The sequence below is a fragment of the Caballeronia sp. SL1002 genome, from assembly GCF_057814995.1.
The window spans coordinates 1244209-1266443 of record NZ_JBYMUW010000005.1; the positions used below are offsets into that span (position 1 = coordinate 1244209).

Genomic DNA, 22235 nt, shown 5'->3' on the forward strand with positions numbered 1-22235 from the left:
AGACAGGGGTAGAGGCAATATGGGGCGGTCTGGTTTGCTTACAGCGACGCCAAATCCAGGCAAGACAGCCCGATACAACCGCCTTAGTCTGACACTTCGCTTTCATTTCCAAGCTTCGCGCCGTGCCGCATACCGGGTCTTTTCAAGGTCTCCAAGGTCTCTTTACGCAATGCATTCCGTTCCGCTTCTCAGTCTGGCAATCTGGATTCCCATTCTTTTCGGCGTCGCGATCCTGCGGGTCGGCAGCGACCGCAATCCCGAACCCGCGCGATGGCTCGCGCTGGCCGGCGCGGTCGTCGGTTTGCTGTTGACGCTTCCGCTCGTCAGCGGGTTCGACCAGCACACCGCCGCGATGCAGTTCGTCGAACGCGTCGAGTGGCTGCCGTCGTTCGATATCTCGTACCACCTCGGTATCGACGGGATTTCGATGTGGCTCACGGTCCTCACCGCGTTCACAACGCTGATCGTGGTCGTGGCCTCGTGGAACGCGATCACCGAGCGCGTCGCGCAATATCTCGCTTCGTTCATGTTCCTGTCCGGACTGATGATCGGCGCGTTTGCCTCGCTCGACGGCATGCTGTTCTTCGTGTTCTTCGAAGCCACGCTGATCCCGATGTACCTGCTGATCGGCGCATGGGGCGGCACGAACCGCGTGCACGCCGCGTTGCGCTTCTTCTTCATCTCGCTGTTCGGCTCGCTGTTGATGCTGCTCGCGCTGCTGTATCTCTATCAGCAGTCGCACACGTTCGACATGGCCGCATGGCAGGCGCTGCCGCTCGGGTTCGTGCCGCAAGTCATGATCTTTCTCGCGTTTTTCGCGGCGTTTGCGGTGAAGGTGCCGATGTGGCCGATTCATACGTGGCTGCCTGAAGTCCACCTCGAAGCGCCAACGGGCGCATCCGTCGTGCTCGGCATGCTGAAACTCGGCGCGTACGGTTTCGTGCGCTTCTCGCTGCCCATCACGCCCGACGCCAGCCACTTCTTCGCGCCGGTCATCATCGTGTTGTCGTTGATCGCCGTGATCTACGCGAGCCTCGTGGCGCTCGCGCAGACCGACATGAGCCGCGTGCTCGCGTACTCGTCGATCGCGCATATGGGGCTCGTCACGCTCGGCCTGTTCCTCTTCAACCAGATCGGACTGGAAGGCGCGATCGTCCAGATGATCTCTTACGGCTTCGTCTCGGGCGCGATGTTCCTCTGCATCGGCATGCTGTACGAACGCATGCACACGCGCGCGATCGACGCCTACGGCGGCGTCGCCAACACGATGCCGAAGTTCGCCGTCTTCACCATGCTCTTTTCGATGGCGAACGTCGGCCTGCCGGGCACGTCGGGCTTTGTCGGCGAGTTCATGGTGATCATGGGCGCGGTGCGCTTTAACTTCTGGATCGGCGGACTGGCCGGCCTCACGCTGATTCTCAGCGCGTCGTACACGCTCTGGATGTACAAGCGCGCCATTTACGGTCCGGTTGGCAACGAGCGCGTCAGCATGCTCGCCGATCTAGGCCGCCGCGAATTCGCCATGCTTGGTGCGCTTGCGGCGCTCGTGCTGGTCGTTGGTGTCTATCCGAAGCCGCTCACGGACGCGATCGAAGCGTCGGCCGTACACCTGTTGCAACAGGCCGACGCCACGAAGGAACCCGCCGACGACGACGCACCCACGCAGACGCTGCATGTACGCGGCGTTGACGCGACGCCAAGCGCGCACGAACCCACCTGATAGCGCCTGACAGCAACGAAAAACGCCCGCCGGTCGAACGACCGGCGGGCGTTTTCGTTTGCGGCGAGCCGTCCTTACATCGGCGGCGCGACACCGTCCTTCTCGACCACGACACGCAGCGCCGAATACGCGCCGCCGTTCGCCGCGTTCGCCACGACGAACACCTTCTTGCCCGCCGCGAGGTCCGCGCGCGAAGCCGGCGCGAAGGTGACGACCGGCACGTTCTCCGGGACCGTCACGGAATTGCTGCCGCCCTTGTACGAGAGCTTGAGGTCGCGGCCACTCGTGCCGTCAACGACGGTATCGACGTTGGCATTGGTCATCGTGCTGTTCGGGCCGAGGTCCCACGCGTAGTGGCCTTCGCCCGTGCCGCGCGCGGTTTCGGGGAACACGACGACTTCGGTCGCGGTCAGTTTGCCGTCCGTGCCGGTGGTCGCCGCCGTGCCGACGAACGAGCCGGGCTTGATCTCCGAGAGCTTGATGTTCTTGACGGCCGAGACCGGCACGTCCTGCTTGACGTTGATCGTCACGGTGTCGCCGCTGCGCCGATGCACGGTCATCGTATCGCCCGACAGCGAGACGATTTCGCCGCGAATGCGCGACGGTTTAGCTGCGGGCGTCTGTGCAAAAGCCGACGATGCGAGCGCCAGCGCAATGACGGATGCACCGAGTTTCAGTTGAAATGACATAGCGTCTCCAGAAGAAAATGATGGATAAAACGGGCCAACTCGCGGGCGATTTCAAGCTCCGCCGAACCAGTTGTAGCCCTGGTTTTCCCAGTAACCGCCGGGATAATCGTTCGTCACGGTCATCGCGACGATGTGCTTCGGGTTCTTGTAACCGAGCTTGGTCGGCATGCGCAGTTTCATGGGGAAGCCGTACTTCGGCGGCAGGACTTGTCCGTCGTAAGTCAGCGTCAGGAGCGTTTGCGCGTGCAGCGCGGTCGGCATGTCGATACTCGTCGAATAGTTGTCGGCGCAGTGAAACGCCACATATTTCGCGATCGTATCGGCGCCGGAGCGCTTGAGAAAATCCGCGAAACGCACACCGCCCCACTTGCCGATCGCGCTCCAGCCTTCGATGCAGATATGCCGCGTCACCTGGCTTTCCTGCGGCAGCGCGCGCAGTTCCTCGAGCGTCCACACACGCTTGCCGCGCGCCAGTCCGCCGACTTGCAGACGGTAAGTGCCGGGGTCCACTTCGGGCACATCGTCGATGTCGTAGAACGCGTTGAACGGAAACGGCCGCGTAATCATCGAGTCGGGATACGTGGGCGCGAGTTTGTTCGGATCGAAGAGAAACGCCTGGACGTCGTCGTTGAACGACGACATCTTGCGCAGCATCGCGTTGACGGATTTGTCGTTGGTCAGATCGCAGCCTGACAGCATGGCGAGGCCGCCGAGCGTGAGAATGCGTTTGCCGAACAGGCGGCGGGCGGGCGCTTGCAGTTCGCGCCGTGCATCCTTGATGATATTTTCCGCATCCATTCCAGTTACGCCCGAGAAAATCTTTCGAATCGACATCGTTCAGCGTCCCCGGATCATCAGAAGCAGCGAGCGCGGCACGAGCGCGACCATCACGACGTGCAGCACGAAAAAGGCGACGAGAAAGCTCATCGCGAAGAAATGCACGACGCGGGCGTTGTCGTAGCCGCCCATCACATCGCGCAGCAGCGGAAGCTGCACCGACTTCCAGACGGCAAGGCCCGACAAGATCACGATCACGATATCCACGATCACCGCGAGATACGCGAGTTTCTGCACGCCGTTGTAATGCGAGAGATCGTCGTGGGCGAGTTTGCCGCGCAACGCCGCGACGAGATCGCGCACGACGCTCGCCGCGCTCTCCGGCCACAGCTTGCGGCGAAAGCGTCCCGACGTCAGATTGAGCGACACGTACACGATAAAGTTCGCGACCAGCACCCACATCGCCGCGAAATGCCAGAGCAGCGCGCCGCCGAGCCAGCCGCCCAGCGTGATCGCGGGCGGAAATCTGAACCCGCTGAAGATGGGCGACGCGTTGTACACCGCCCAGCCGCTCGTCACCATCACCAGCACGGCGAGCGCGTTGACCCAGTGCGTGACGCGGACCCATGCGGGCTGAACTGTGCGTTGATTCATCGAATCCTCATGAAAGAGAACGAATACGAGCGGCACGCGATTCCGCCATGCCGTCTCGAACCATGACGTGGATCTTAGAGTCGCGGCAGTGTTAGGCACATGACCCGACGATGACTTTTTTGTCATTTTCGCGGTGGACGTCACGCCGCTCGATAGAATGCGCTCATTGAAGCGAGTTGAGCTGAGTGATACGAGCATGACCATCCTGGTGATCGAAGACGACCGCAAGACCGGCGACTATCTGAAGAAAGGCCTGACCGAATCGGGCTATCAGGTCGATCTCGCCCGCAATGGCACGGATGGCCTGCATCAGGCGCTCGCGCATCCTTACGAACTCATCGTGCTCGACGTGATGCTGCCCGGGCTCGACGGCTGGCAAATCATGTCGGCGCTGCGCGCGAAGCGTGACCTTCCTGTCATTTTTCTGACCGCGCGCGATCACGTGAGCGACCGCATTCACGGACTCGAACTCGGCGCGGACGATTACCTCGTAAAGCCGTTCTCGTTCACCGAACTCGTGTTGCGCATCCGCATGCTGCTGCGGCGCGGCGTCGTGCGCGAATCGGATACGTTTCAAATCGCCGATCTGCATGTCGATGTCCTGCGCCGCAAGGTGACGCGTCAGGGCGCGGATATCGCGCTGACCAACAAGGAGTTCGCGCTGCTGCATCTGTTCTGCAAACGGCAGGGCGAAGCGCTGTCGCGCACGCTGATTGCATCCGAAGTGTGGGACATGAATTTCGATAGCGACACGAACGTCGTGGACGTCGCGATCAAGCGACTGCGCGCGAAACTCGATCAACCATTCGACATCAAGCTGATCCACACGGTGCGAAGTATCGGCTATTCGTTCGGGGAAAATCCTTGAGCGAGGCATGGCGTTCGACGTCGCTGGTGACGCGCGTCACCGTGCTTTTCGCGCTGATGGTGTGCGCGGTGGTGAGCATGGTCGGCGCGTCGCTGTATCACGCAACCAGCGCCGCGCTCGCGACGCGCGCCGACTATCAGTTGATTGCGCGCGTCGAACATTTCCGCTCGCTGCTGCACGATCTCTACACGGTCAACGAAATCGAAACGCGTCCGCGTCTCTTTGAAACGATGCTCGGCGACCGCGAGGACGTCATCATTTTCCGCAAGGCAGGCTCGGCGCCCTTCATCAACGTGAATCCCGAGCAGATGCCGGTGCCATCCGCGCAACCGGTGCCCGTGTCGCGTCGGGTCACGCTCGATGCGCTGTACGAAGGCAAGCGAAAAGATGGCGTACGGATGCGCTGGATCGTCGCTCAGGCCCGCGTGGGCGAGACCGGCGACGTGGTGGAGATTATCGCCGCGCACGTGATGACGCAGGAGGCTAACGTGTTGTCGGCGTATCTGGAGCGCGTGTGGATCACGGTGATCGCGGCCGTGCTGCTCACGGCGCTGCTCGCCTACTCGGTATCGAGCCGCGCGCTCAAGCCGCTGCGCGACATGGCCGAGCGGGCCGCCGAGATCACGCCGGACAGAATTTCCACGCGTCTCGACGCCGCTCACGTACCCGCGGAATTGCGCAGTCTCGCGGAGTCGTTCAACGCGATGCTCGATCGGCTCGCAACGGGCTATCAGCGGCTCGTCCAGTTCTCCGCCGATCTCGCGCACGAAGTCCGCACGCCGATCGGCGTGTTGATCGGCCAGACGCAGGTGACGCTGGCGCAGGCGCGCAGCGCGCCCGAGTATCGGAACGTGATGGAGTCGAACCTGGAGGAACTGGAGCGGCTCGGGCGGATTGCGCAAAACATCCTGTTCCTGGCGCAAGCCGATCACGACCGGCATCCGATCGAACGCGCGCCGCTCGACCTTCGCACGGAACTGGAAACGATTGCCACGTATTTCGAAGGCATAGCGGATGAGCGGCAGATCGGTTTCGAAGTCGATGCCCGAGGCGAGATAGTTGCACATGCAATCATGTGCCGGCGTGCGATCAGCAATGTAGTCGTGAACGCCGTCCGATACGCGACGCCCGGCACGATCGTGCGTCTGTCCGGTCATGCGGATGCCGAGGGCGCGACGGTCGTGATCGGCAATCAGGGGAAGCCGGTCGCGGCAGACGAACTGCAGCGCCTGTTCGACCGCTTCTATCGCGGCGACACCGCGCGCAGCGAATTTACGGAATCGAGCGGTCTCGGACTTTCGATCGTGCAGGCGATCATGCGGCTGCACGGCGGCACGGTATCGGTCGTGTGTTCGCCGGACGGGTGGATCGCGTTCACACTGCGCTTCGGCAATCCGCGTTGAGCGTAGATGCGGCATTTTGTCGCATGTGAATTTGCAAATGCCATAAAACCCAGCGGCAATTTACAAATACCTTGCCTCGTCGGCGTTGCGTCCTTAGAATGCGAATCATTCCTATTGACAAAGCTCGTTTCACGTCCGGCGCAGATGAAAAGCGCCGCCGTGGCCTGAGTGCTCGACCTGACGTTTTATGAGACCACTGCTTGTGCGGCTGCATCGCTGGTTCGGACTGGCGATCGCGCTGTTTTTGTTTGTCGCCGGATCGACGGGCGCGGTGATCGCGTGGGATCACGAACTCGACGGCGCGCTGAACCCGGCTTTCTTCCAGGCGCGCACGAACGGTCCCGCGCTGCCGCCGCTCGAAATCGCTCGCCGCCTCGAAGCGAGCGAACCGCGTCTCGAAGTCACTTATCTGCCGCTCGGGACTGAACCCGGCCACACGCTGCAAGTGTTCGTGCAAGGCCGCACCAATCCGGCGACGCAACTTCCCTACGACCTTGGCTATAACCAGATCGCGCTCGATCCGGCGACCGGTGAAATCCAGTCGCGCCGCCAGTGGGGCGCGGTGTCGCTCGCGCCGCTCAATCTGATTCCGTTCCTTTACAAGCTCCACTACACGCTGCATCTGCCGATGACGGGCGCGATAGATATCGGCACGTGGCTGATGGGAATCGTGGGGATCGTGTGGTTTTTCGACTGTTTCATCGCGCTCGTGCTGTCGTTTCCGAGCCGGCGCGCGTGGCGCAAGTCGTTCAGTTTTCGCGTGCAGCGCGGCGGCTATCCGCTGACCTTCGACCTGCACCGCTCGGGCGGCGTCTGGGTCTGGGCGCTGCTGCTGATGATCGCGGTGACGTCGGTGTCGATGAACCTGCGCGACCCGGTAATGAATCCGATCGTCAACGCGTTCTCGACGCTGACGCCGACGCCGTTCACCCATCCCGAACTGCTCGCCATGCCGAAGCCCGGCGATACGGACCTCGGCCGCGAGCGCATCGTTACGCTCGCAACCGACGCCGCGCGCCGTGACGGTATCGAAGCGCCGGCCGGCGCGCTGTTTTATTCGTCGATGCTCAAGCGCTACGGCGTGGGATTTTTCGAAGCGGGCCACGATCACGGCGATACCGGCCTCGGCAACGCGTGGACCTACTGGAACGGCGTGACCGGCAAGCAGGAAGGTGCGCAGATTCCGGGCAAAGGCAGCGCGGGCGACATCTTCATGCAGGCGCAATTTCCGCTGCATTCCGGGCGGATCGTCGGTTTGCCGGGGCGCATCTTGATGAGCGCGATGGGCGTGATCGTCGCGATGCTGAGCGTGACTGGCCTGATGATCTGGCTGAAGAAAGCGCACGCGCGCCGCCGTTCGACCAGCGACGCGCGCGCCGTGGCGGGCCGCGCCTGAATCACGCGTAATCCACGCGGCGTTTAGCGCACCACGTCCACCGCGAGTTCCTGCCGCGCGGCGAGCACGCCGTGAATCTGCGCGACGACCGCCGCACCTTCGCCGACCGCCGCCGCAACGCGTTTCGTCGATGCCGAGCGCACGTCGCCGATCGCGAACACGCCCGGCACGCTCGTTTCCAGCGCGGGCGCGCGGTCCGTATAACCTTCGTGGGCTTCCGGCCCCGTCAGCACGAAGCCTTTGGAATCGGTGTTCACGTTGCAGCCTTGCAGCCATGTGGTGTTCGGATCGGCGCCGGTGAACAGGAACAGATGCCGCGTCGCGAGGTTTAACGCCGCGCCGTCGCTGGTCTTGCAATGCACGCCTGTCAGGCTGCGGTCGTCGCCGGACAGCGACGTGATTTCGGTGTGCGTGTGCAGCGTCACGTTCGGCAGCGACGCGATCCGGTCCACCAGATACCGCGACATGCTCGCCGCCAGCCCCGCGCCGCGCACGAGCAGATGGACGTGCGCCGCGTGCGAGGCGAGATAAACGACCGCCTGCCCCGCCGAATTGCCGCCACCGACGAGCACGACCTCCGCATCCTTGCAAAGCTTCGCCTCGACCGGCGACGCCCAATAAAACGTGCCGCGCCCGTCGAACCGCTCCAGCCCGTCGATCGCGGGCCGCCGATATGCCGCGCCCGTCGCGATCACGATCGTGTGCGACGCCACGCGCTTGCCGTTATTGAGCTCGATCTCGATCGGCGTGCGATCGCAATGGAGCGCCGTGATTTTGGTCGGAATGGCGATATGCGCGCCGAATTTCTGCGCCTGCACGAACGCGCGCCCGGCGAGCGCTTGGCCCGAAATGCCGGTCGGAAAGCCGAGATAATTTTCGATCCGCGAACTCGCGCCCGCCTGCCCGCCCGGCGCGCGGCAATCGAACACCGCGACCGACAAGCCTTCCGACGCCGCGTAAACCGCCGTCGCGAGCCCGGCCGGACCCGCGCCGACCACCGCGACATCGTAGACATGCGCGGGATCGAAGTCGGGCAGCCAGCCCAGTTGCGACGCCACCTTGTTTTCGTCCGGCGCGCGCAAGACGGTGCCGTCCGGACAGATCACCAGCGGAAAATCCGCCTTCGACGCCGAAATGCGTTCGAGCAGCGCGATCGCGTCCGGGTCCGTACACGCATCGACCACGGTATGCGGATAGCCGTTGCGCCGCAGAAAATTTTGCAGCGCGACGAGCTTGCCGTCGCTCGACTGGCCGAGCAGCACCGGACCGCTGCCCTTTTCGATCAACCCGACACGCCGCAAAATCAGCGCGCGCATGATGCGTTCGCCGAGTTCCGCTTCGGCCACGAGCAGTGCGCGCAGCCGGTCCGGCGGGATCACGATGGCTTCGACGTCTTCCAGCGCGTCGCCATCGACAAGACACGGCTTGCCCGATAGCTGCGCGACCTCGGCCAGAAAGTGGCCCGGCGTCTGGTCGATAATCAAATGCACGTGGCCGATGCCGTCGCGCCGCGTCACGCGCACGCGCCCGCTCAAGAGGACGACCATGCCGCGTCCCACGTCGCCGACCTTGAACATCGACGCGCCCGCTTTCCAGCGCTCGACCGTGCCGAACGCGCGCATCCGCTCGATTTCCGGCGCGGTCAAACGCGGAAACATTTGATGCCCGCGCATTTCGAGCGGCGAGAACGGCGCTTCCTCGGTCGGCGCAACGCCCGCGCCGCCGGACACCACGTTTGGATCGTCGTGCGGCACCGGCTCGGACGTCTCCGCGGTCCACACCTGCGCGGCCGCCCTGGCCGCGTCGCTCTCGAGGCCCATGTTGAAACCCGTACTCATGCGCGATCTCCGTGTGAGAAACCAGCTTGCTGCATCGACGCGCCGTGTCCGGCCGCCTTCACGGGCCACGGGCACATGGCCGCCATTTCGTCGAAATCGGGGGGCAGCTCGTCGCCCAGATCCGTCAGGGGTTCGAGCTTGAGACCCGCCAGACGCCACGCGTCGAGGCCGCCGGTGAGCGGCACGACGTCCTTGAAACCGGCGTTGCGCAGCGTCTTGGCCATCCACGCCGCCGACACCTCGTTCGGGCACGAGCAATAAATAACTATTTTTTGTGACGGCGCGTAGTTCTGGATGATCTTCTGCAATTCGCGTTCGTCGGCGAAAGCGGCGCCCGGGATGACGAACGGATCGAGCAGGCGCTTTTCGGCGGAACGGATGTCGAACACGACCGGCATCGGCTGGTCGTTCATGAGCGCATACAGTTCGTCCACGCTGATCCGCGCCTTTTCGAGCGTCGCCATCAATGCGCGCCGACGCCACCAGCGGTAAGCGACATAACCCGCGAGCGCAATGGCGACCACGAGCACGGCTTCGCGCCCGAGTTGCGAAATCATCGCGAAGAGCATTTCCAGTTGCGCCGCGAACACGACGCCGAGCGTGAGCCCGACCGAGGCCCACAGCGCGATGCCCGCGCCGTCGTGGAGCATGAACGCGCGCACTTTCACGCCCATCGCGCCCGCGAGCGGCACGGAAACCAGCGACAAACCGGGGATGAATTTAGCGACTAGCAGCACGCGCACGCCCCAGCGGCCGAAAAAGCGCTCGGTCTTTTTCACGCAGGTATCGCGCGACAGCGACAGTTTGCAGAGCGTCTTCAGCGTGCGGTCGCCGTAGCGGCGGCCGCCCTGAAACCACACGAGGTCGCCGAGCACGCCGCCCGCGACCGCCATGCACAGAACGCCTAGCAACTGTGGCCAGTGTCCATGCGCGCCCACCGCCATCATCTGGATCGACGCGCCGACCACGATCAGTGTCGGCATGGCGGGCACGGGTAGCCCGAGAGCCGCGCCCATAGTATTCACGAAGACGATCGCCGGGCCGTACCGATCGACGAGGTCATGCAGCAGCATCGAAATCTCCCGCACGCGCAGCGGCGTTTCTGGAGGTTGGACAAGGGGAATACGCGAAACGCTTAATTCGCCAGCGGCGACGGGTGACGCGGGAGCGTCAAATGTGCGCGGCGCGACGCGTCGAAAGTTGAGTGTAGCGCGGATTCGCCAGATCATCGCGGCACACGCGAGAACGCCCGCGCAGCAAGGCTCGCGGGCGTCGGGGGAGAATAAAAAGCGCGCTTGCGGCGTTATTCGGCCGGGCGCGACTCCGCGATAAACGCGCGGATCACGGCGGCGAAATCCGCGTCGCCGGTCAGGCCGAGTTGCGTCGCGCGCGCGGTGTCCCACGCGCCCGGCCAGCTTCCGACAATGCGCTCGATGCGCGCGTCCGGCTGCCAGTCGATCAGCGCCGCGACGTCCTCGCCCGCCACGTCGCGCAACGCGTCGGCCATTTCGCGCACGCTCACCGACAAGCCCGGCAAATTGATGACCGGCCGGCCGTTCAGCGCCGCGCGGTCCAGTTCGCAGCCCGCGATCAGCGATTCCACCGCGCGTCCCGGCGACGAAAGCCAGACGCGCGTGGCGGGATCGACCGGACACACCGCGCGTTCGCCGTTCAGCGGCTCGCGAATCATGCCGCTCGCGAACGACGACGCCGCCGCGTTCGGCCGCCCAGGCCGCACGCTGATGGTCGGAAGGCGCAGCACGCGGCCATCGACGAAACCGCGCCGCGTGTAGTCGCACAAAAGCAGTTCCGCGATGGCTTTTTGCGTGCCGTAGGACGATTGGGGATCGAGCGCGGTGTCGTCGCGGACGACGTCCGGCATCGTGCCGCCGTACACCGCAACCGAACTCGTGAACAGCACGCGCGGCGCGTGGCCGCGCGCGCGGCAGACGTCGAGCAAGAGACGCGAGGCGTCGAGATTGATCTTCATGCCGAGATCGAAATCCGCCTCCGCCTGACCGCTCACGATGGCCGCGAGGTGGAATATCGCCGACGTCTCCGTGTCGATCACGCGTTCGAGCAGCGCCCGGTCCGCGATATCGCCGGTTTCCACGCGCACACGCTTATCGCCGAAATCGGCGGCGGGCACGACATCGAGCAGCACGAGTTCGGTGATCGGCGCGCCGTTCAGCGTGCCGCGTTCGAGGAGCCGGCGCGCAACGCGCTGGCCGATGAATCCGGCGCCGCCGGTGATGAGAATTTTCATGGTGAATGCGCCTTAAACGGTTTGCAGATAGGGTTTGAGCCAGCCGAGGCCGTCGGACGTCGCGCCGCGCGGCCGGTATTCGCAGCCGATCCAGCCGTCGTAGCCGAGCGTATCGATCAGTTCGAACAGGTACGGATAGTTCAGTTCGCCGAGGTCCGGCTCGTGGCGGTCGGGCACGCCCGCGATCTGAATATGGCCGATCCCCGCGTTTGGACGCCGCATGTCGCGCTTCAGCTTCACGGCGAGATCGCCTTCGACGATCTGACAGTGATAGCAGTCGAACTGCACTTGCAGGTTCGGCGCGCCGATTTCATCGCAGATGGCTTGCGCATCGTCCTGGCGATTGAGGAAAAAGCCGGGGATATCGCGCGTGTTGATCGGCTCGATCACGACGGTCACGCCCGCCGATTGCGCCTTGCTTGAGGCCGCGGCGAGATTCTTCAGATACACCGCACGATGCTTTTCGCGCGACTGCTCAGGCGCGATCAGGCCTGCCATCACATGCAGCTTCTTGTTGCCGATCGCGGCCGTGTATTCGAGCGCTTGATCGAGCGTGCGGCGGAATTCGTCCTCACGGTTTGGCAGCGATGCGATGCCGCGTTCGCCCGCTGCCCAGTTGCCGGGGGGCGCGTTGAAGAGCGCTTGTACGAGGCCGTTATCGTCGAGGCGCTGGCGAATGTCGGCTGCCGGAAAATCGTAGGGGAAAAGATACTCCACGGCCTTGAAACCGTCCTTCGCCGCGGCGGCGAAGCGGTCGAGGAACGCGTGCTCGGTGTACATCATTGATAGGTTGGCGGCGAAGCGCGGCATGGGGTTGGCTCCCTTAGCAGGGGTTGGAGGATTTCGGGTTGCTGGCGCCCGGTGGAAGTGTTCTGGAATCTTGGGCGTCTTCTGGGAACTTGTTCTCTCTTTGGTCCATTAGTGACGCCCCTGTCCAGGGCGGCGAGGTTGGTTTTGCTGGCGCCGCTTGCTTTTGTGTGTGCTTAGGCTTTCTGTGAACTTGCTTTCATGTAGGTCTATTAGCACGCCGCTATGCGCGGCAGCAGTCACTTTCTTTGCTGCTGCAAAGAAAGTAACCAAAGAAAGCAGCTTGTCCGCCTAAGTGTCCACCACGAATAACCTAGCAGATAGGCGCGCAGGCTGACTCGGCTAACTCGCGTTCGTTCGCTTTGGCACAGCTCCGGTCAGCTCCATCCTCGCTACGCGAGGACGACGGGCACATCAAAAACCGTCGGTCTTTGGTTTGCCTTGCTCGCCTCGAACTCGGCTTCAGCTTTAGCTTTAGCTTCGGCTTCGGCTTCGGCATTGCCGTTGTCATTGGCGCTGACTTTTCAGTTATGCCGTTCCGGCAGGCACTTTGTGCCTGCGGGGGTGGATGAGCGGCTCCACTTTGTAGTGTGGTGCGATGGCCGAATCAGCTTGCGCACCACTCCCGGTTACGGTTCGTGGTGGACACTTAGACGGTCACGCTGCTTTCTTTGGTTACTTTCTTTGCAGCAGCAAAGAAAGTGACTGCTGCCGCGCATAGCGGCGTGCTAATAAACCTACGCGAATGCAAGTTCCCAGAAAGCGCCTGAACATCAGACGGTTTACCCCGCCAACCCTGAAGCCGCCCAACGGCGCCAAATCCCATGCTGCTTTCTTTGGTTACTTTCTTTGCAGCTAGCCAAAGAAAGTGACTGCTGCCGCGCAGAGCGGCGTGCTAATAAACCTACATGAATGCAAGTTCCCAGAAGGCATCCAAGAAACCAAAGCAAAGAGCGTCAGCAAACCAACCCCTGCAAGCGTCAGCGGTTAACAAGCCCCTTGGGCGTGAGCCAAACCGCAATCGCCCCAATCACGAGCATGGCGGCAAGCACATACATCCCCGTCGCGGTGCTATGCGTCAAATCCTTGAGATACCCAATCATGTAAGGACTAGCGAACCCCGCAAGATTCCCGACGGAATTAATAATCGCGATCCCAGCGGCCGCCGCCGCACCCGACATGAAAGCAGTCGGCAACGACCAGAACAGCGGCGCACATGTCAGCACACCCGCAGCCGCGAGCGAAAGCGCAACAATCGACACCACCGTGTTCCCAGCGAACGAAGCCGCAATCGAAAAACCAATCGCTGCAGCCAGCGCCGGCACGATCAAATGCCATCGACGTTCACGCCGTTTATCGGCGCTATGACCGAGCACGTTCATCACCACAATCGCGACGAGAAACGGAATCGCGCTCAACAGTCCGATGTTGAATGCCCCGCTCACGCCGGTCGATTTGATGAAGGTCGGCATCCAGAACGTGAGGCCGTATTGCCCGGTCACGAACGCGAAGTAGATCAGCGACATCCACCACATGCGCGGATCGCGGAACACGGCGCCGAGCGAATGGCGCTTCCCGTCGCCGGCAAGATGCGACTGCGCGGCGATTTCATCTTCCAGCAAGCGCTTTTCGCGCTCGCTGAGCCACTTGGCGCTGCGGATATTGTTGTCGAGATAAAGGATCGTCGCGATGCCGATCAGCACCGCCGGCACCGCTTCGATCAGGAACATCCACTGCCAGCCCGCGAAGCCCTTGTGACCCTGAAAGGTCTGCATGATCCAGCCGGAAAGCGGGTTGCCGAAAATGGCCGACACCGGAATCGCCGACATGAACACGGCGATAATCTTCGCGCGCCGGTGCGACGGAAACCAGTACGTCAGATACAAAATCACGCCCGGATAAAAACCGGCTTCCGCGAGGCCGAGCAGAAAGCGCAGCGCGTAGAACTGCGTCGGCGTGGTGACGAATACGAACGCGGCCGATAAAAGGCCCCACGTAATCATGATCCGCGCAATCCAGATGCGCGCGCCGAGCTTGTGCATCAGCAAGTTGCTCGGCAATTCGAACAGGAAATAGCCGAGAAAGAAGATACCCGCACCAAGGCCGAACACGGTCTCGCTAAATTCGAGATCCTGCGACATCTGCAGCTTGGCAAAGCCGACGTTCACGCGGTCGAGATACGCGACCACGTAGCAGAGCATCAGAAACGGGACGATCCGCCAGAACACCTTGGCATACGTACGCGTAGTTTCCGCCGCGTCGTATCCGGGCGAAGCGGGTATGCGCGTGCCGCCCGGCACCGCTTGATCGAGGCTCATGCTTTGTCTCCTGAAGGTTTTTTTGACTGCGTTTTTTCTGCGTTCGGTGCTACCAGCGCGCGTTGAATCGCTGGCGCAATTCGTCGATCGCCGCTTCTCCGAGCGGCTCGGGACGCGGCGTGGACATGAGCCACAGACGCGCGGTTTCTTCCAGTTCTTCGAGCGCATAGGAGGCATGGCTGACCGAACGCTCCCAGACGACCGGACCCAGCCGTTCGAGCAGCACGCCGCGCACGGACGACGCGAGCGCCGCCACTTCCTCGGCGACGGCCGGATCGCCCGGAGGCCGGTAGCGCACGAGCGGAACGTGGCCGACTTTCATCACGTAGTACGGCGTGATCGGCGGTAGCACATCTTCATCGCGCCAGACGCCCGCGAGCGTGAGCGCGACGAGGTGCGTCGAGTGCGTGTGGACCACGCCGCGCGCGTCGCTGTTGTTCTCGTAGATCTTCCGGTGCAGCGCGAGCGTCTTCGACGGCTTGCCGCCCGATACATGATTGCCCTCTGTATCGACCTTGGCGATATCGGCGGGATCGAGGCGGCCAAGGCACGCGTCGGTCGGCGTGATGAGCCAGCCATCGGCCAGCCGCGCGCTGATGTTGCCCGCGCTGCCGACGGTGTATCCGCGCTGATACAGCGCCGCGCCCGTCACGCAGATTTCTTCGCGAATCCGCGATTCATCGTGGTTCATGGCTACGCCGCTCCGTCGAGAGACTTCAGCGCTTTATCGAAGAAATCGGTCGTGCCGAAATTGCCCGATTTCAGCGCGAGGCCGAGCGGGTTTTCGTCGGTCGATTGCGTCGCCGGCACGCCCGGATCGATCTGCGGTCCGATACGCAGCGCGCGCACGCCGAGCGCCTGCACGACCGCGCCCGACGTCTCGCCGCCCGCGACCACGAACTTGCGCACGCCAAGCGCGGCGAGACCGCGCGCGATCGACGCCAGCGCCTGTTCGACCAGATGCCCCGCCGCCTCGACGCCGAGTTGCTGCTGCACGGCCTTCACTTCATCGGGCGTGGACGTCGCGTAGATCAACACGGGTTCGTCGCCGTGCTCGCGCGCGAACGCAATCGCCTGATCGACGACCGGCTCGCCGCGCGACAACGCCATCGGCTCGACGCGAAAAGCGGGCCGGCTCGCGCGCCAGTGCGCGACCTGCGCGTTGGTCGCCTTCGACGCACTGCCCGCGAGCACCGCCGAACGACCTTCGATACGCGGCAGATCGCCTGCGTCGCCGGTCGCGTCGAGCTTCTCAGCAGCGCGGAAATTATCCGGAAGTCCGAGCGCGACACCCGAGCCGCCTGTGATGAGCTTGAGTGTCGAACACGCCGCGCCGAGCGTGTGCAGATCGGCGTCGGAGATGGCATCCGCGATCGCGAGCCGAACGCCTTCTGCACGCAACGCCGCGATTTTTTCACGCACCGCATCCGCGCCTTTCGCGATGACGTCGTAGCGGATCAACCCCACTTTCGACTGCGTCTGACACTGTAAAACGCGCACGAGATTGGCGTCGCGCATCGGCGTGAGCGGATGATTCTCCATGCCGGATTCATTCAGCAACATATCGCCGACAAACAGATTGCCGCGAAAAATCGTCCGGCCGTTTTCGGGAAACGCGGGACAGGCGATGCTGAAATCGTCGTTCAGCGCGGCGAGCAGCGCATCCGCGACCGGGCCGATATTGCCCTGATCGGTTGAATCGAAAGTCGAGCAGTATTTGAAGAAGAACTGCTCGCAGCCTTGCGCGCGCAGCCATTCGAGCGCGGCGAGCGATTGCGCGACCGCGTCGGCGGCAGGGATCGTGCGCGATTTCAGCGCGACCACGAGCGCGTCCGCCTCGACGGGCGCGTCCGACGACGGCACGCCGATGGTCTGTACCGTGCGCATCCCGCCGCGCACGAGCATGTTCGCGAGATCGGTCGCGCCCGTGAAGTCGTCGGCGATACAGCCGAGCAGCGCGCGGCCCGTCATTGCGCGCCCTCCGGCAACTCGATGCCCGGGAAAATCTTGATCACGGCGGAATCGTCCTCGCCGCCGTGGCCCGCACTCGACGCCATCATGAACATCTGGTGCGCCGCCGCCGACAACGGCAGCGGAAATTTCGACGCGCGCGCCGTATCGAGCACGAGGCCGAGATCCTTCACGAAAATATCGACGGCGGACAGCGGCGTGTAATCGGCAGCGAGAATGTGCGGCACACGGTTCTCGAACATCCACGAATTGCCTGCGCTGTGCGTAATGACGTCGTAGAGCGCATCGGGATCGACACCCTCGCGCAGACCCAGCGCCACGGCTTCGGCGGCGGCGGCGATATGCACGCCCGCGAGCAACTGATTGATGATCTTCACCTTCGATCCCACGCCGTGCGCGTCGCCGAGCCGGTACACCTTGCCCGCCATCGCGGCCAGCACGTCCTCGCACGCGGCGTAAGCGGCGGCGGGGCCGGAGGTCATCATCGTCATGTCGCCCGACGCCGCCTTCGCCGCGCCGCCCGATACCGGCGCGTCGATCATCTGCAGACCCGCCGCCTCGACGCGGCGACCCAATTCGACCGCGAACGCGGGCGATACCGTCGCGCATGCGAGCACCACGCCGCCCGCTGGCATCGCCGATACCGCGCCGGGTTTCTCCTCCGTGCCGAACAACACGGTTTCGGTTTGCGCCGCATTCACGACCAGCGTCACGACCACGTCGCACGCGAGGCCCAACTCGGCCGGCGACGCGCACGCCACGCCGCCTTCGGACGCGAACGCATCGAGCACGGGCGCGCGGACATCGCACGCATGCACGTTGAAACCCGCGCGGAGCAGCGAGCGCGCGACGCCGAGGCCCATTGCGCCCAGGCCGATGACTCCCACGTTTCTGGACATATCGTTTCTCTTGTTGAGCGAGCGTTAGCAGATGCCGGCTTCCGCCAGGCGGCGCGCGGCGTTGTAGAGATGCGTCTGGGCGGCGTTCCGCGCGGCCGTCGGATCGCCCGCGCGGATCGCGGCGGCGATCGCCGCGTGCTCTTCCCTGACCTGACGCGAAAAGTCCTCGCGCAGCGCTTCGTTTTTGCGCGTGACGATCGTGCCGGCTTCGAGATACTGGTTCAGAAAGGTGAGCGTTTTCAGGAAGTACGGATTGCCCGTCGCGTTTGCGATGGCCCGATGAAACGCGACATCTTCGGCCACGCCGTCCTCGCCATCCGCGACCGCCGTGTCGATCTTGGCGAGCGCGGCGTCGATGGCGGCCATGTGCGTGTCGGTGCGGCGCATGGCGGCTTCGGACGCCACTTCGGCCTCGATCGCCCGGCGCAGCGCAAGGATGTGCAACACGGACTGCGGCTCGACGGCCTGCGCATAGTCGATGCGTAGCGGGCGAATGCCCGCGCGCTCGACGACGAACACGCCGCTGCCCTGACGCGGCTCGACCATGCCTTCGTTTTTCAGACGCGAGATCGCCTCGCGGATCACGGTGCGGCTGACGCCGAACTCCTGCGCGAGCACGGCTTCGGTCGGCAGCTTGCCGCTCTTGGCGAAGCTGCCCTTTTCGATCTGCTTTTGCAGTTGCTGAGCGACCGTGTCGCTTAACGCCCGTGCCGGGATTTTCTCGAACATGTGCCGCGCCGCCGTTCCTGAAGTGATAAGGTCATCATACAAGTTTGAGCAGAAGCGGATGTATCGGCGATTACCCTTAACGCGGATATCAGCGTGGAAGCGGTTCGTCGATGAGCGCGAGCGCGTCGCGGACTTCGGACGCGTCGCCCGGACGAACGAGGCGCGCCACTTCGCGGCCGTCGAGCATGAAGACGAGCGTCGGCCAGAGCTTGACGCGAAAGGAGCGGCCGAGCGGCCGGTCGCTGCCATCCTCGATTTTCAGATGGCGCACGTCGGGATGATTCTGGAATGCCTGCGCGATCAGCGGCTGCGCCGCGCGGCAGAAACCGCACCAGTTGGTGCCGAATTCGACAACGGTCGGACCGGCAAGGCTGTCGAGGTCGGCGCGCGACGGCTCGGAGGGCGTGTAGTGGGTGGTCATAGCCATGGCGAGTGTCCTTCGAACGGGTCTCGCCGGCCATTACAGCAGAAATCCTGCCCGCTCACCGGGCAAGCCGGTGAGCGGAAGACGCATCAGAAGGCGAAGAACGGCCCCGGCTGCGCGTTTGCGGTCGAGCCGCTCATGACCATGAAAACGCTACGACCAAAGAAGAACGGCAAGCCCCAGTCGAAAACGCCGGACGAATACGCACCGATATTGCTGAACGCAGCGTTGCCGTTCTGGAGCAACGTAAGCGCGTTGCCGATCGAAAACGACACGGGAATCGTATTGCTGCCCGTCGAAGCGATCGATGCGGTCAATGTCAACGGTGTCGTAGGCGCGTACCACGAGCTGTACTGCGTGATCGTCGAGTCCGGGAAGAAGATGCCGTTCGAGCCGGTGTCGATGAAGCTGTTCGGGTAGCGCGTCGTGCCGTAGGTCGTCGTCAGCCGCGCGACGGACGAAAGCGGCGCGATGTTCGCCCCGGACGCAAGCGCGTTGTTCGCTCGCGTGCCGACGCCAAAGATGAGCTGACCCGTGACGTTCGACGATCCGCCCGCATCGATCGCCGGCAACTGGATGACAATGCCGTTGTTGTCGGTGGCGAAAGCGGAGACGGGATTCGTCACCTGCTTGGTAAGCGACACGCTCGCATTCACGCATCCCGACGATGTCGGGCACATGTAATAGGTTGCCGGCAACACCTGCTTGGCGGCGGACGGGTAGTCCTGCGGCAACGGTCCCACGCCGACGATGCCGTTCGCGCCGAGCGCCGTCACCGAACTCAGGTTCTGACCACCCCGCGACGAGCAGTCGGAAGGCGCAGCAAAGCCGCCGTCGCCGATGACCTGGATCGGCAGATTCGCAGCCTTCTTGTCGCCGATCGTCACGTCAGCGCGCTTGATGGCGCCCCATGTGTAGCCCGATGAGAAAAGCGTGCATTCCGCGATGGGTGAGGTTCCGGTCGAATCGCCGACAGCGCCCGTTTGCGCGGGCAGTGCCTGCGTGAGCGCCGAACCGAGCGCGGAGGCCACGACTCGCACGCCGTATGAACCGGTATCGAGCAGCATTTTGTCAAGCGTCACGCATTGGGTCGAGCCCGTCGCGCCCGGCACGCACAGCGTCACACTGACCTGCGGAAAGTTCGGGTACTCGCCGGCGCTGTTCTTCACGACGATAGGTACCGTGTTCGAATCGGTAGGCGTTGGGGTCGTGGTGCCCGTGGGAGTTGTGGTGCCCGTGGGAGTTGTGGTGCCCGTGGGGGTTGTGGTGCCCGTGGGAGTTGTGATGCCTGTTGGCGTTGTGGTGCCCGTTGGCGTTGTGGTGCCCGTGGGAGTTGTGATGCCCGTTGGCGTTGTGGTGCCCGTGGGAGTTGTGATGCCTGTCGGGGTTGTGCTTGTCGTGTTCGTACCCGACGTGTTCGTGTTGCTCGTCGGGCCCGTCGGGGCAACGCCGATCCCTGCGCTGCCACTGCCGTTCGCATTGCCGTTCACATTCAGGGCCGGCGGGGACGTGGCCGGCTTCGCCGCCGTATCGGAATCGCTCCCGCCACCGCCGCCGCACGCCGACAAAATCAGGCTCCCGCACATCATCGCCGCAGCCAGGCACGCGCCGCGCGATCGCAGAGCACCAAAAATCCGCGCTTCAGTCGTCGATTTGCTGTTCATTGCAGTGCTCCCGCGTCGACGTTGGCAGGCACGAGCCGTGGCACGTAAGCCCTTCCGGAAACATCGCCCGCATGTCCCGACGTTTGCAGCACGAGCGCGCCGCTGCGCTCGAAGCGCGCGGTGGTGCCGAGCGAATGCTCTGCCTTCGGTCTGGTCGCGAAATTCTGGAAATAACTGCCGAGCAACTCGCGCATGTCGGGCCGCACGGGGCCGCTCCATGTGACGGCAAAAACGACGTTCGACGGCAATACGTACTCGCGGACGGTCAGCCCATACGGCGTCGTGGATTCGCGGACGGTGTAAGCACTGGCGGGCGTGCTGGACGCATCGAGCGAGCGGGTCGCGATGCGCTGTGAGGCGGACAGGCTCGGCGCCTGTCCGAGTGCGGCGTGTGCGAGAGCGGGCAAAATTGCGGCGCTCATTAGTGCGGCATGGACGATTCTCATGCGGGCCTCCGGAAACTGGGGCGCCATACTCGCACAGCTTTTTTTTGGGACAGCTTAACAAAGTGTTGAAATGGCGCTCGCGAACCGATGCGGCTCATCGCCCGCGTGGGCCGTCGAGGATGGGCGGCCCGTCGACAAGGCGATACCACACAACAACGGTCGCCCGCGCGCCGCCCCAAACTCGGATTTATCGCAGTCGGAAACCGCTCACTGACCAAACCCCGTCAATCCGACGAGACTTCCCGCCGCCAGCAACCACAGCGGATGCAGCCGCGTCCGATACGACGCCACCGCCACGGCAGCCGTGATGCCCGCGAGCAGCCACGTCCGGTCGGACGCCTCGGCGATCAGCGCGGCGCTCGCGGCGACCAAACCCGCGGTCATCGGCAGAAGTCCGGCCTGGACATAGCGCCGCCACGGACGGTCCTTGAAGCGCTCCCACGCGTGCATCGCGGCGATCGTCACGACCGACGACGGCCCGAACTTCGCCAGCGACGTGACGATCACGCCCGGCCATCCGGCGACATGCCAGCCAACCAGCGTCACCACCATCATGTTCGGCCCCGGCGCGGCCTGCGCGAGCGCGAACAGCGCGGAAAAATCGGCCTTCGACATCCATTGATGAACATCGACAACCTGCCGCTGCATCTCCGGAAGAATGGTGTTGCCACCGCCGAACGCGAGCAGCGAAAGCTGGCTGAAAATCGCCGCGAGCGAGACGAGATCGTGGTTCATCGGCGCACCTTGGCGGCGAGCAGGATCGAGACGGGCGTGAGCACGAGCATGGTGGGCAATAACGGAAAACGTAGCAGCGCAATCGCGACGAAACCGAGCACCGCGATCAGCGCCATCTCTGGCTTCTTGCGCAGCGGCCAGCCGATTTTCACGGCCATCGAAACGAGTAATCCGGCCGCCGCCGCCGCGAGTCCGGCGAAAAGATGCATGACGCGCGGGTCGTCGTGGGTCCGCTGATAGAGCACGCCGAGCGCGATCACGACAAGCGTCGGCCCGACGATCAGCCCGAGCAGCCCCGCGAGCGCGCCGGGCAAGCCGCGAAAACGCATGCCGATCGCGACCGACAGATTGATGACGTTGCCGCCTGGCAGAAACTGGCAGAGGCCGAGCAGATCGGTGAATTCATCGGCGTCGAGCCACTTGCGGCGCTCGACGATCTCGCGCCGCGCCAAAGGCAGCGCGCCGCCGAAGGCCGTCAGGCCAAGTGTGAGAAAACCGATGAAAATAGCCGGGACAGTCGGCGGGGACGAGTGCGGGTCGGTATGTTGCATGGCCGTATCGGCGAAGGAAAGTCGCCAAGCGTAACGCCGAAGCCGCTTCGTTCCAAGTGCCGGACGGCTTCAGCGTTCGG

21 protein-coding genes are annotated in these 22235 nt (G+C 63.7%); 4 read left to right on the top strand and 17 right to left on the bottom strand.

The genetic code is table 11. The annotated features are described in order from the left end of the window. Nucleotides 1-169: 169 nt before the first annotated feature. Entirely contained in the window at nt 170-1720 is a 1551-nt protein-coding gene (locus tag AC3D25_RS29935; protein WP_488892097.1) for an NADH-quinone oxidoreductase subunit M, read from the top strand. A gap of 74 nt (nt 1721-1794) precedes the next feature. Here the strand turns inward: AC3D25_RS29935 and AC3D25_RS29940 are convergent, their stop codons facing one another. The 3 genes from AC3D25_RS29940 to AC3D25_RS29950 are packed head-to-tail and all read right to left on the bottom strand — an operon-like array spanning nt 1795 to nt 3840. Then, nucleotides 1795-2409 carry a hypothetical protein gene (locus AC3D25_RS29940; protein ID WP_488892098.1) on the bottom strand — a complete coding sequence of 205 codons (615 nt, stop codon included), beginning with the start codon at nt 2407-2409 and terminating at the stop codon, nt 1795-1797. A gap of 51 nt (nt 2410-2460) precedes the next feature. Continuing rightward, nucleotides 2461-3243 (bottom strand): molybdopterin-dependent oxidoreductase, encoded by a 783-nt coding sequence (locus tag AC3D25_RS29945; RefSeq protein ID WP_488892099.1) that lies wholly within the window; start codon nt 3241-3243, stop codon nt 2461-2463. Nucleotides 3244-3246: 3 nt separating this feature from the next. After that, nucleotides 3247-3840, bottom strand: a complete 594-nt coding sequence (locus tag AC3D25_RS29950; protein WP_488892100.1) for a cytochrome b/b6 domain-containing protein — start codon at nt 3838-3840, stop codon at nt 3247-3249. A 196-nt stretch (nt 3841-4036) separates the two neighbouring features. On the opposite strand from AC3D25_RS29950, the gene AC3D25_RS29955 reads away from it, so the two are divergent. From AC3D25_RS29955 to AC3D25_RS29965, 3 genes are all read left to right on the top strand, one after another. Next, complete coding sequence (locus AC3D25_RS29955) at nt 4037-4708, top strand: heavy metal response regulator transcription factor (protein WP_488892101.1); 672 nt, start codon at nt 4037-4039, stop codon at nt 4706-4708. Beyond that, on the top strand, nt 4705-6111 hold the full coding sequence (locus AC3D25_RS29960) for a heavy metal sensor histidine kinase (protein ID WP_488892102.1): 1407 nt from the start codon (nt 4705-4707) through the stop codon (nt 6109-6111). Before AC3D25_RS29955 ends, AC3D25_RS29960 begins: the two co-directional genes overlap by 4 nt. A gap of 187 nt (nt 6112-6298) precedes the next feature. Next, nucleotides 6299-7507: a PepSY-associated TM helix domain-containing protein gene (locus tag AC3D25_RS29965; protein ID WP_488892103.1), complete on the top strand. Its 1209-nt coding sequence runs from the start codon at nt 6299-6301 to the stop codon at nt 7505-7507. A 23-nt stretch (nt 7508-7530) separates the two neighbouring features. Here AC3D25_RS29965 and AC3D25_RS29970 read toward each other — a convergent pair whose 3' ends face one another. The 14 genes from AC3D25_RS29970 to AC3D25_RS30035 form a co-directional block, all read right to left on the bottom strand. Then, a complete protein-coding gene (locus AC3D25_RS29970; protein ID WP_488892193.1) occupies nt 7531-9327 on the bottom strand; it encodes an FAD-dependent oxidoreductase in 1797 nt (598 codons plus the stop codon). 14 nt (nt 9328-9341) lie between these two features. Further along, on the bottom strand, nt 9342-10415 hold the full coding sequence (locus tag AC3D25_RS29975; protein ID WP_488892194.1) for a DedA family protein/thiosulfate sulfurtransferase GlpE: 1074 nt from the start codon (nt 10413-10415) through the stop codon (nt 9342-9344). Nucleotides 10416-10648: 233 nt separating this feature from the next. Next, entirely contained in the window at nt 10649-11611 is a 963-nt protein-coding gene (denD, locus tag AC3D25_RS29980; protein WP_488892104.1) for a D-erythronate dehydrogenase, read from the bottom strand. A 12-nt stretch (nt 11612-11623) separates the two neighbouring features. After that, nucleotides 11624-12421: a 2-oxo-tetronate isomerase gene (gene otnI / locus AC3D25_RS29985; RefSeq protein WP_488892105.1), complete on the bottom strand. Its 798-nt coding sequence runs from the start codon at nt 12419-12421 to the stop codon at nt 11624-11626. A 977-nt stretch (nt 12422-13398) separates the two neighbouring features. Beyond that, nucleotides 13399-14736: an MFS transporter gene (locus AC3D25_RS29990; protein ID WP_488892106.1), complete on the bottom strand. Its 1338-nt coding sequence runs from the start codon at nt 14734-14736 to the stop codon at nt 13399-13401. Between the two features lie 49 nt (nt 14737-14785). Further along, a complete protein-coding gene (gene otnC / locus AC3D25_RS29995) occupies nt 14786-15427 on the bottom strand; it encodes a 3-oxo-tetronate 4-phosphate decarboxylase (protein WP_488892107.1) in 642 nt (213 codons plus the stop codon). Nucleotides 15428-15429: 2 nt separating this feature from the next. Further along, entirely contained in the window at nt 15430-16707 is a 1278-nt protein-coding gene (otnK, locus tag AC3D25_RS30000) for a 3-oxo-tetronate kinase (RefSeq protein WP_488892108.1), read from the bottom strand. Beyond that, nucleotides 16704-17606: an L-threonate dehydrogenase gene (gene ltnD / locus AC3D25_RS30005; RefSeq protein WP_488892109.1), complete on the bottom strand. Its 903-nt coding sequence runs from the start codon at nt 17604-17606 to the stop codon at nt 16704-16706. The genes otnK and ltnD overlap by 4 nt, the downstream gene beginning before the upstream one ends. A gap of 24 nt (nt 17607-17630) precedes the next feature. After that, nucleotides 17631-18335 (bottom strand): FadR/GntR family transcriptional regulator, encoded by a 705-nt coding sequence (locus AC3D25_RS30010; RefSeq protein ID WP_488892110.1) that lies wholly within the window; start codon nt 18333-18335, stop codon nt 17631-17633. 88 nt (nt 18336-18423) lie between these two features. After that, a complete protein-coding gene (locus AC3D25_RS30015) occupies nt 18424-18756 on the bottom strand; it encodes a thioredoxin family protein (RefSeq protein ID WP_488892195.1) in 333 nt (110 codons plus the stop codon). A 92-nt stretch (nt 18757-18848) separates the two neighbouring features. Then, nucleotides 18849-20423 (bottom strand): DUF3443 family protein, encoded by a 1575-nt coding sequence (locus AC3D25_RS30020; protein WP_488892111.1) that lies wholly within the window; start codon nt 20421-20423, stop codon nt 18849-18851. Beyond that, on the bottom strand, nt 20420-20869 hold the full coding sequence (locus AC3D25_RS30025) for a DUF2844 domain-containing protein (RefSeq protein WP_488892112.1): 450 nt from the start codon (nt 20867-20869) through the stop codon (nt 20420-20422). The genes AC3D25_RS30020 and AC3D25_RS30025 overlap by 4 nt, the downstream gene beginning before the upstream one ends. Nucleotides 20870-21076: 207 nt before the next feature. After that, entirely contained in the window at nt 21077-21604 is a 528-nt protein-coding gene (locus AC3D25_RS30030; RefSeq protein ID WP_488892113.1) for a chromate transporter, read from the bottom strand. Continuing rightward, entirely contained in the window at nt 21601-22155 is a 555-nt protein-coding gene (locus AC3D25_RS30035; RefSeq protein WP_488892114.1) for a chromate transporter, read from the bottom strand. Before AC3D25_RS30035 ends, AC3D25_RS30030 begins: the two co-directional genes overlap by 4 nt. Nucleotides 22156-22235: the final 80 nt, after the last annotated feature.

What these genes read in the sequence shown, in the direction of transcription:
- AC3D25_RS29935 (WP_488892097.1), top strand. Translation starts at nt 170, where the DNA reads ATGCATTCCGTTCCGCTTCTCAGTCTGGCAATCTGGATTCCCATTCTT.
- AC3D25_RS29940 (WP_488892098.1), bottom strand. Translation starts at nt 2,409, where the DNA reads ATGTCATTTCAACTGAAACTCGGTGCATCCGTCATTGCGCTGGCGCTC.
- AC3D25_RS29945 (WP_488892099.1), bottom strand. Translation starts at nt 3,243, where the DNA reads ATGTCGATTCGAAAGATTTTCTCGGGCGTAACTGGAATGGATGCGGAA.
- AC3D25_RS29950 (WP_488892100.1), bottom strand. Translation starts at nt 3,840, where the DNA reads ATGAATCAACGCACAGTTCAGCCCGCATGGGTCCGCGTCACGCACTGG.
- AC3D25_RS29955 (WP_488892101.1), top strand. Translation starts at nt 4,037, where the DNA reads ATGACCATCCTGGTGATCGAAGACGACCGCAAGACCGGCGACTATCTG.
- AC3D25_RS29965 (WP_488892103.1), top strand. Translation starts at nt 6,299, where the DNA reads ATGAGACCACTGCTTGTGCGGCTGCATCGCTGGTTCGGACTGGCGATC.
- AC3D25_RS29970 (WP_488892193.1), bottom strand. Translation starts at nt 9,327, where the DNA reads ATGGGCCTCGAGAGCGACGCGGCCAGGGCGGCCGCGCAGGTGTGGACC.
- denD (WP_488892104.1), bottom strand. Translation starts at nt 11,611, where the DNA reads ATGAAAATTCTCATCACCGGCGGCGCCGGATTCATCGGCCAGCGCGTT.
- otnI (WP_488892105.1), bottom strand. Translation starts at nt 12,421, where the DNA reads ATGCCGCGCTTCGCCGCCAACCTATCAATGATGTACACCGAGCACGCG.
- AC3D25_RS29990 (WP_488892106.1), bottom strand. Translation starts at nt 14,736, where the DNA reads ATGAGCCTCGATCAAGCGGTGCCGGGCGGCACGCGCATACCCGCTTCG.
- otnC (WP_488892107.1), bottom strand. Translation starts at nt 15,427, where the DNA reads ATGAACCACGATGAATCGCGGATTCGCGAAGAAATCTGCGTGACGGGC.
- otnK (WP_488892108.1), bottom strand. Translation starts at nt 16,707, where the DNA reads ATGACGGGCCGCGCGCTGCTCGGCTGTATCGCCGACGACTTCACGGGC.
- ltnD (WP_488892109.1), bottom strand. Translation starts at nt 17,606, where the DNA reads ATGTCCAGAAACGTGGGAGTCATCGGCCTGGGCGCAATGGGCCTCGGC.
- AC3D25_RS30010 (WP_488892110.1), bottom strand. Translation starts at nt 18,335, where the DNA reads ATGTTCGAGAAAATCCCGGCACGGGCGTTAAGCGACACGGTCGCTCAG.
- AC3D25_RS30015 (WP_488892195.1), bottom strand. Translation starts at nt 18,756, where the DNA reads ATGACCACCCACTACACGCCCTCCGAGCCGTCGCGCGCCGACCTCGAC.
- AC3D25_RS30020 (WP_488892111.1), bottom strand. Translation starts at nt 20,423, where the DNA reads ATGAACAGCAAATCGACGACTGAAGCGCGGATTTTTGGTGCTCTGCGA.
- AC3D25_RS30025 (WP_488892112.1), bottom strand. Translation starts at nt 20,869, where the DNA reads ATGAGAATCGTCCATGCCGCACTAATGAGCGCCGCAATTTTGCCCGCT.
- AC3D25_RS30030 (WP_488892113.1), bottom strand. Translation starts at nt 21,604, where the DNA reads ATGAACCACGATCTCGTCTCGCTCGCGGCGATTTTCAGCCAGCTTTCG.
- AC3D25_RS30035 (WP_488892114.1), bottom strand. Translation starts at nt 22,155, where the DNA reads ATGCAACATACCGACCCGCACTCGTCCCCGCCGACTGTCCCGGCTATT.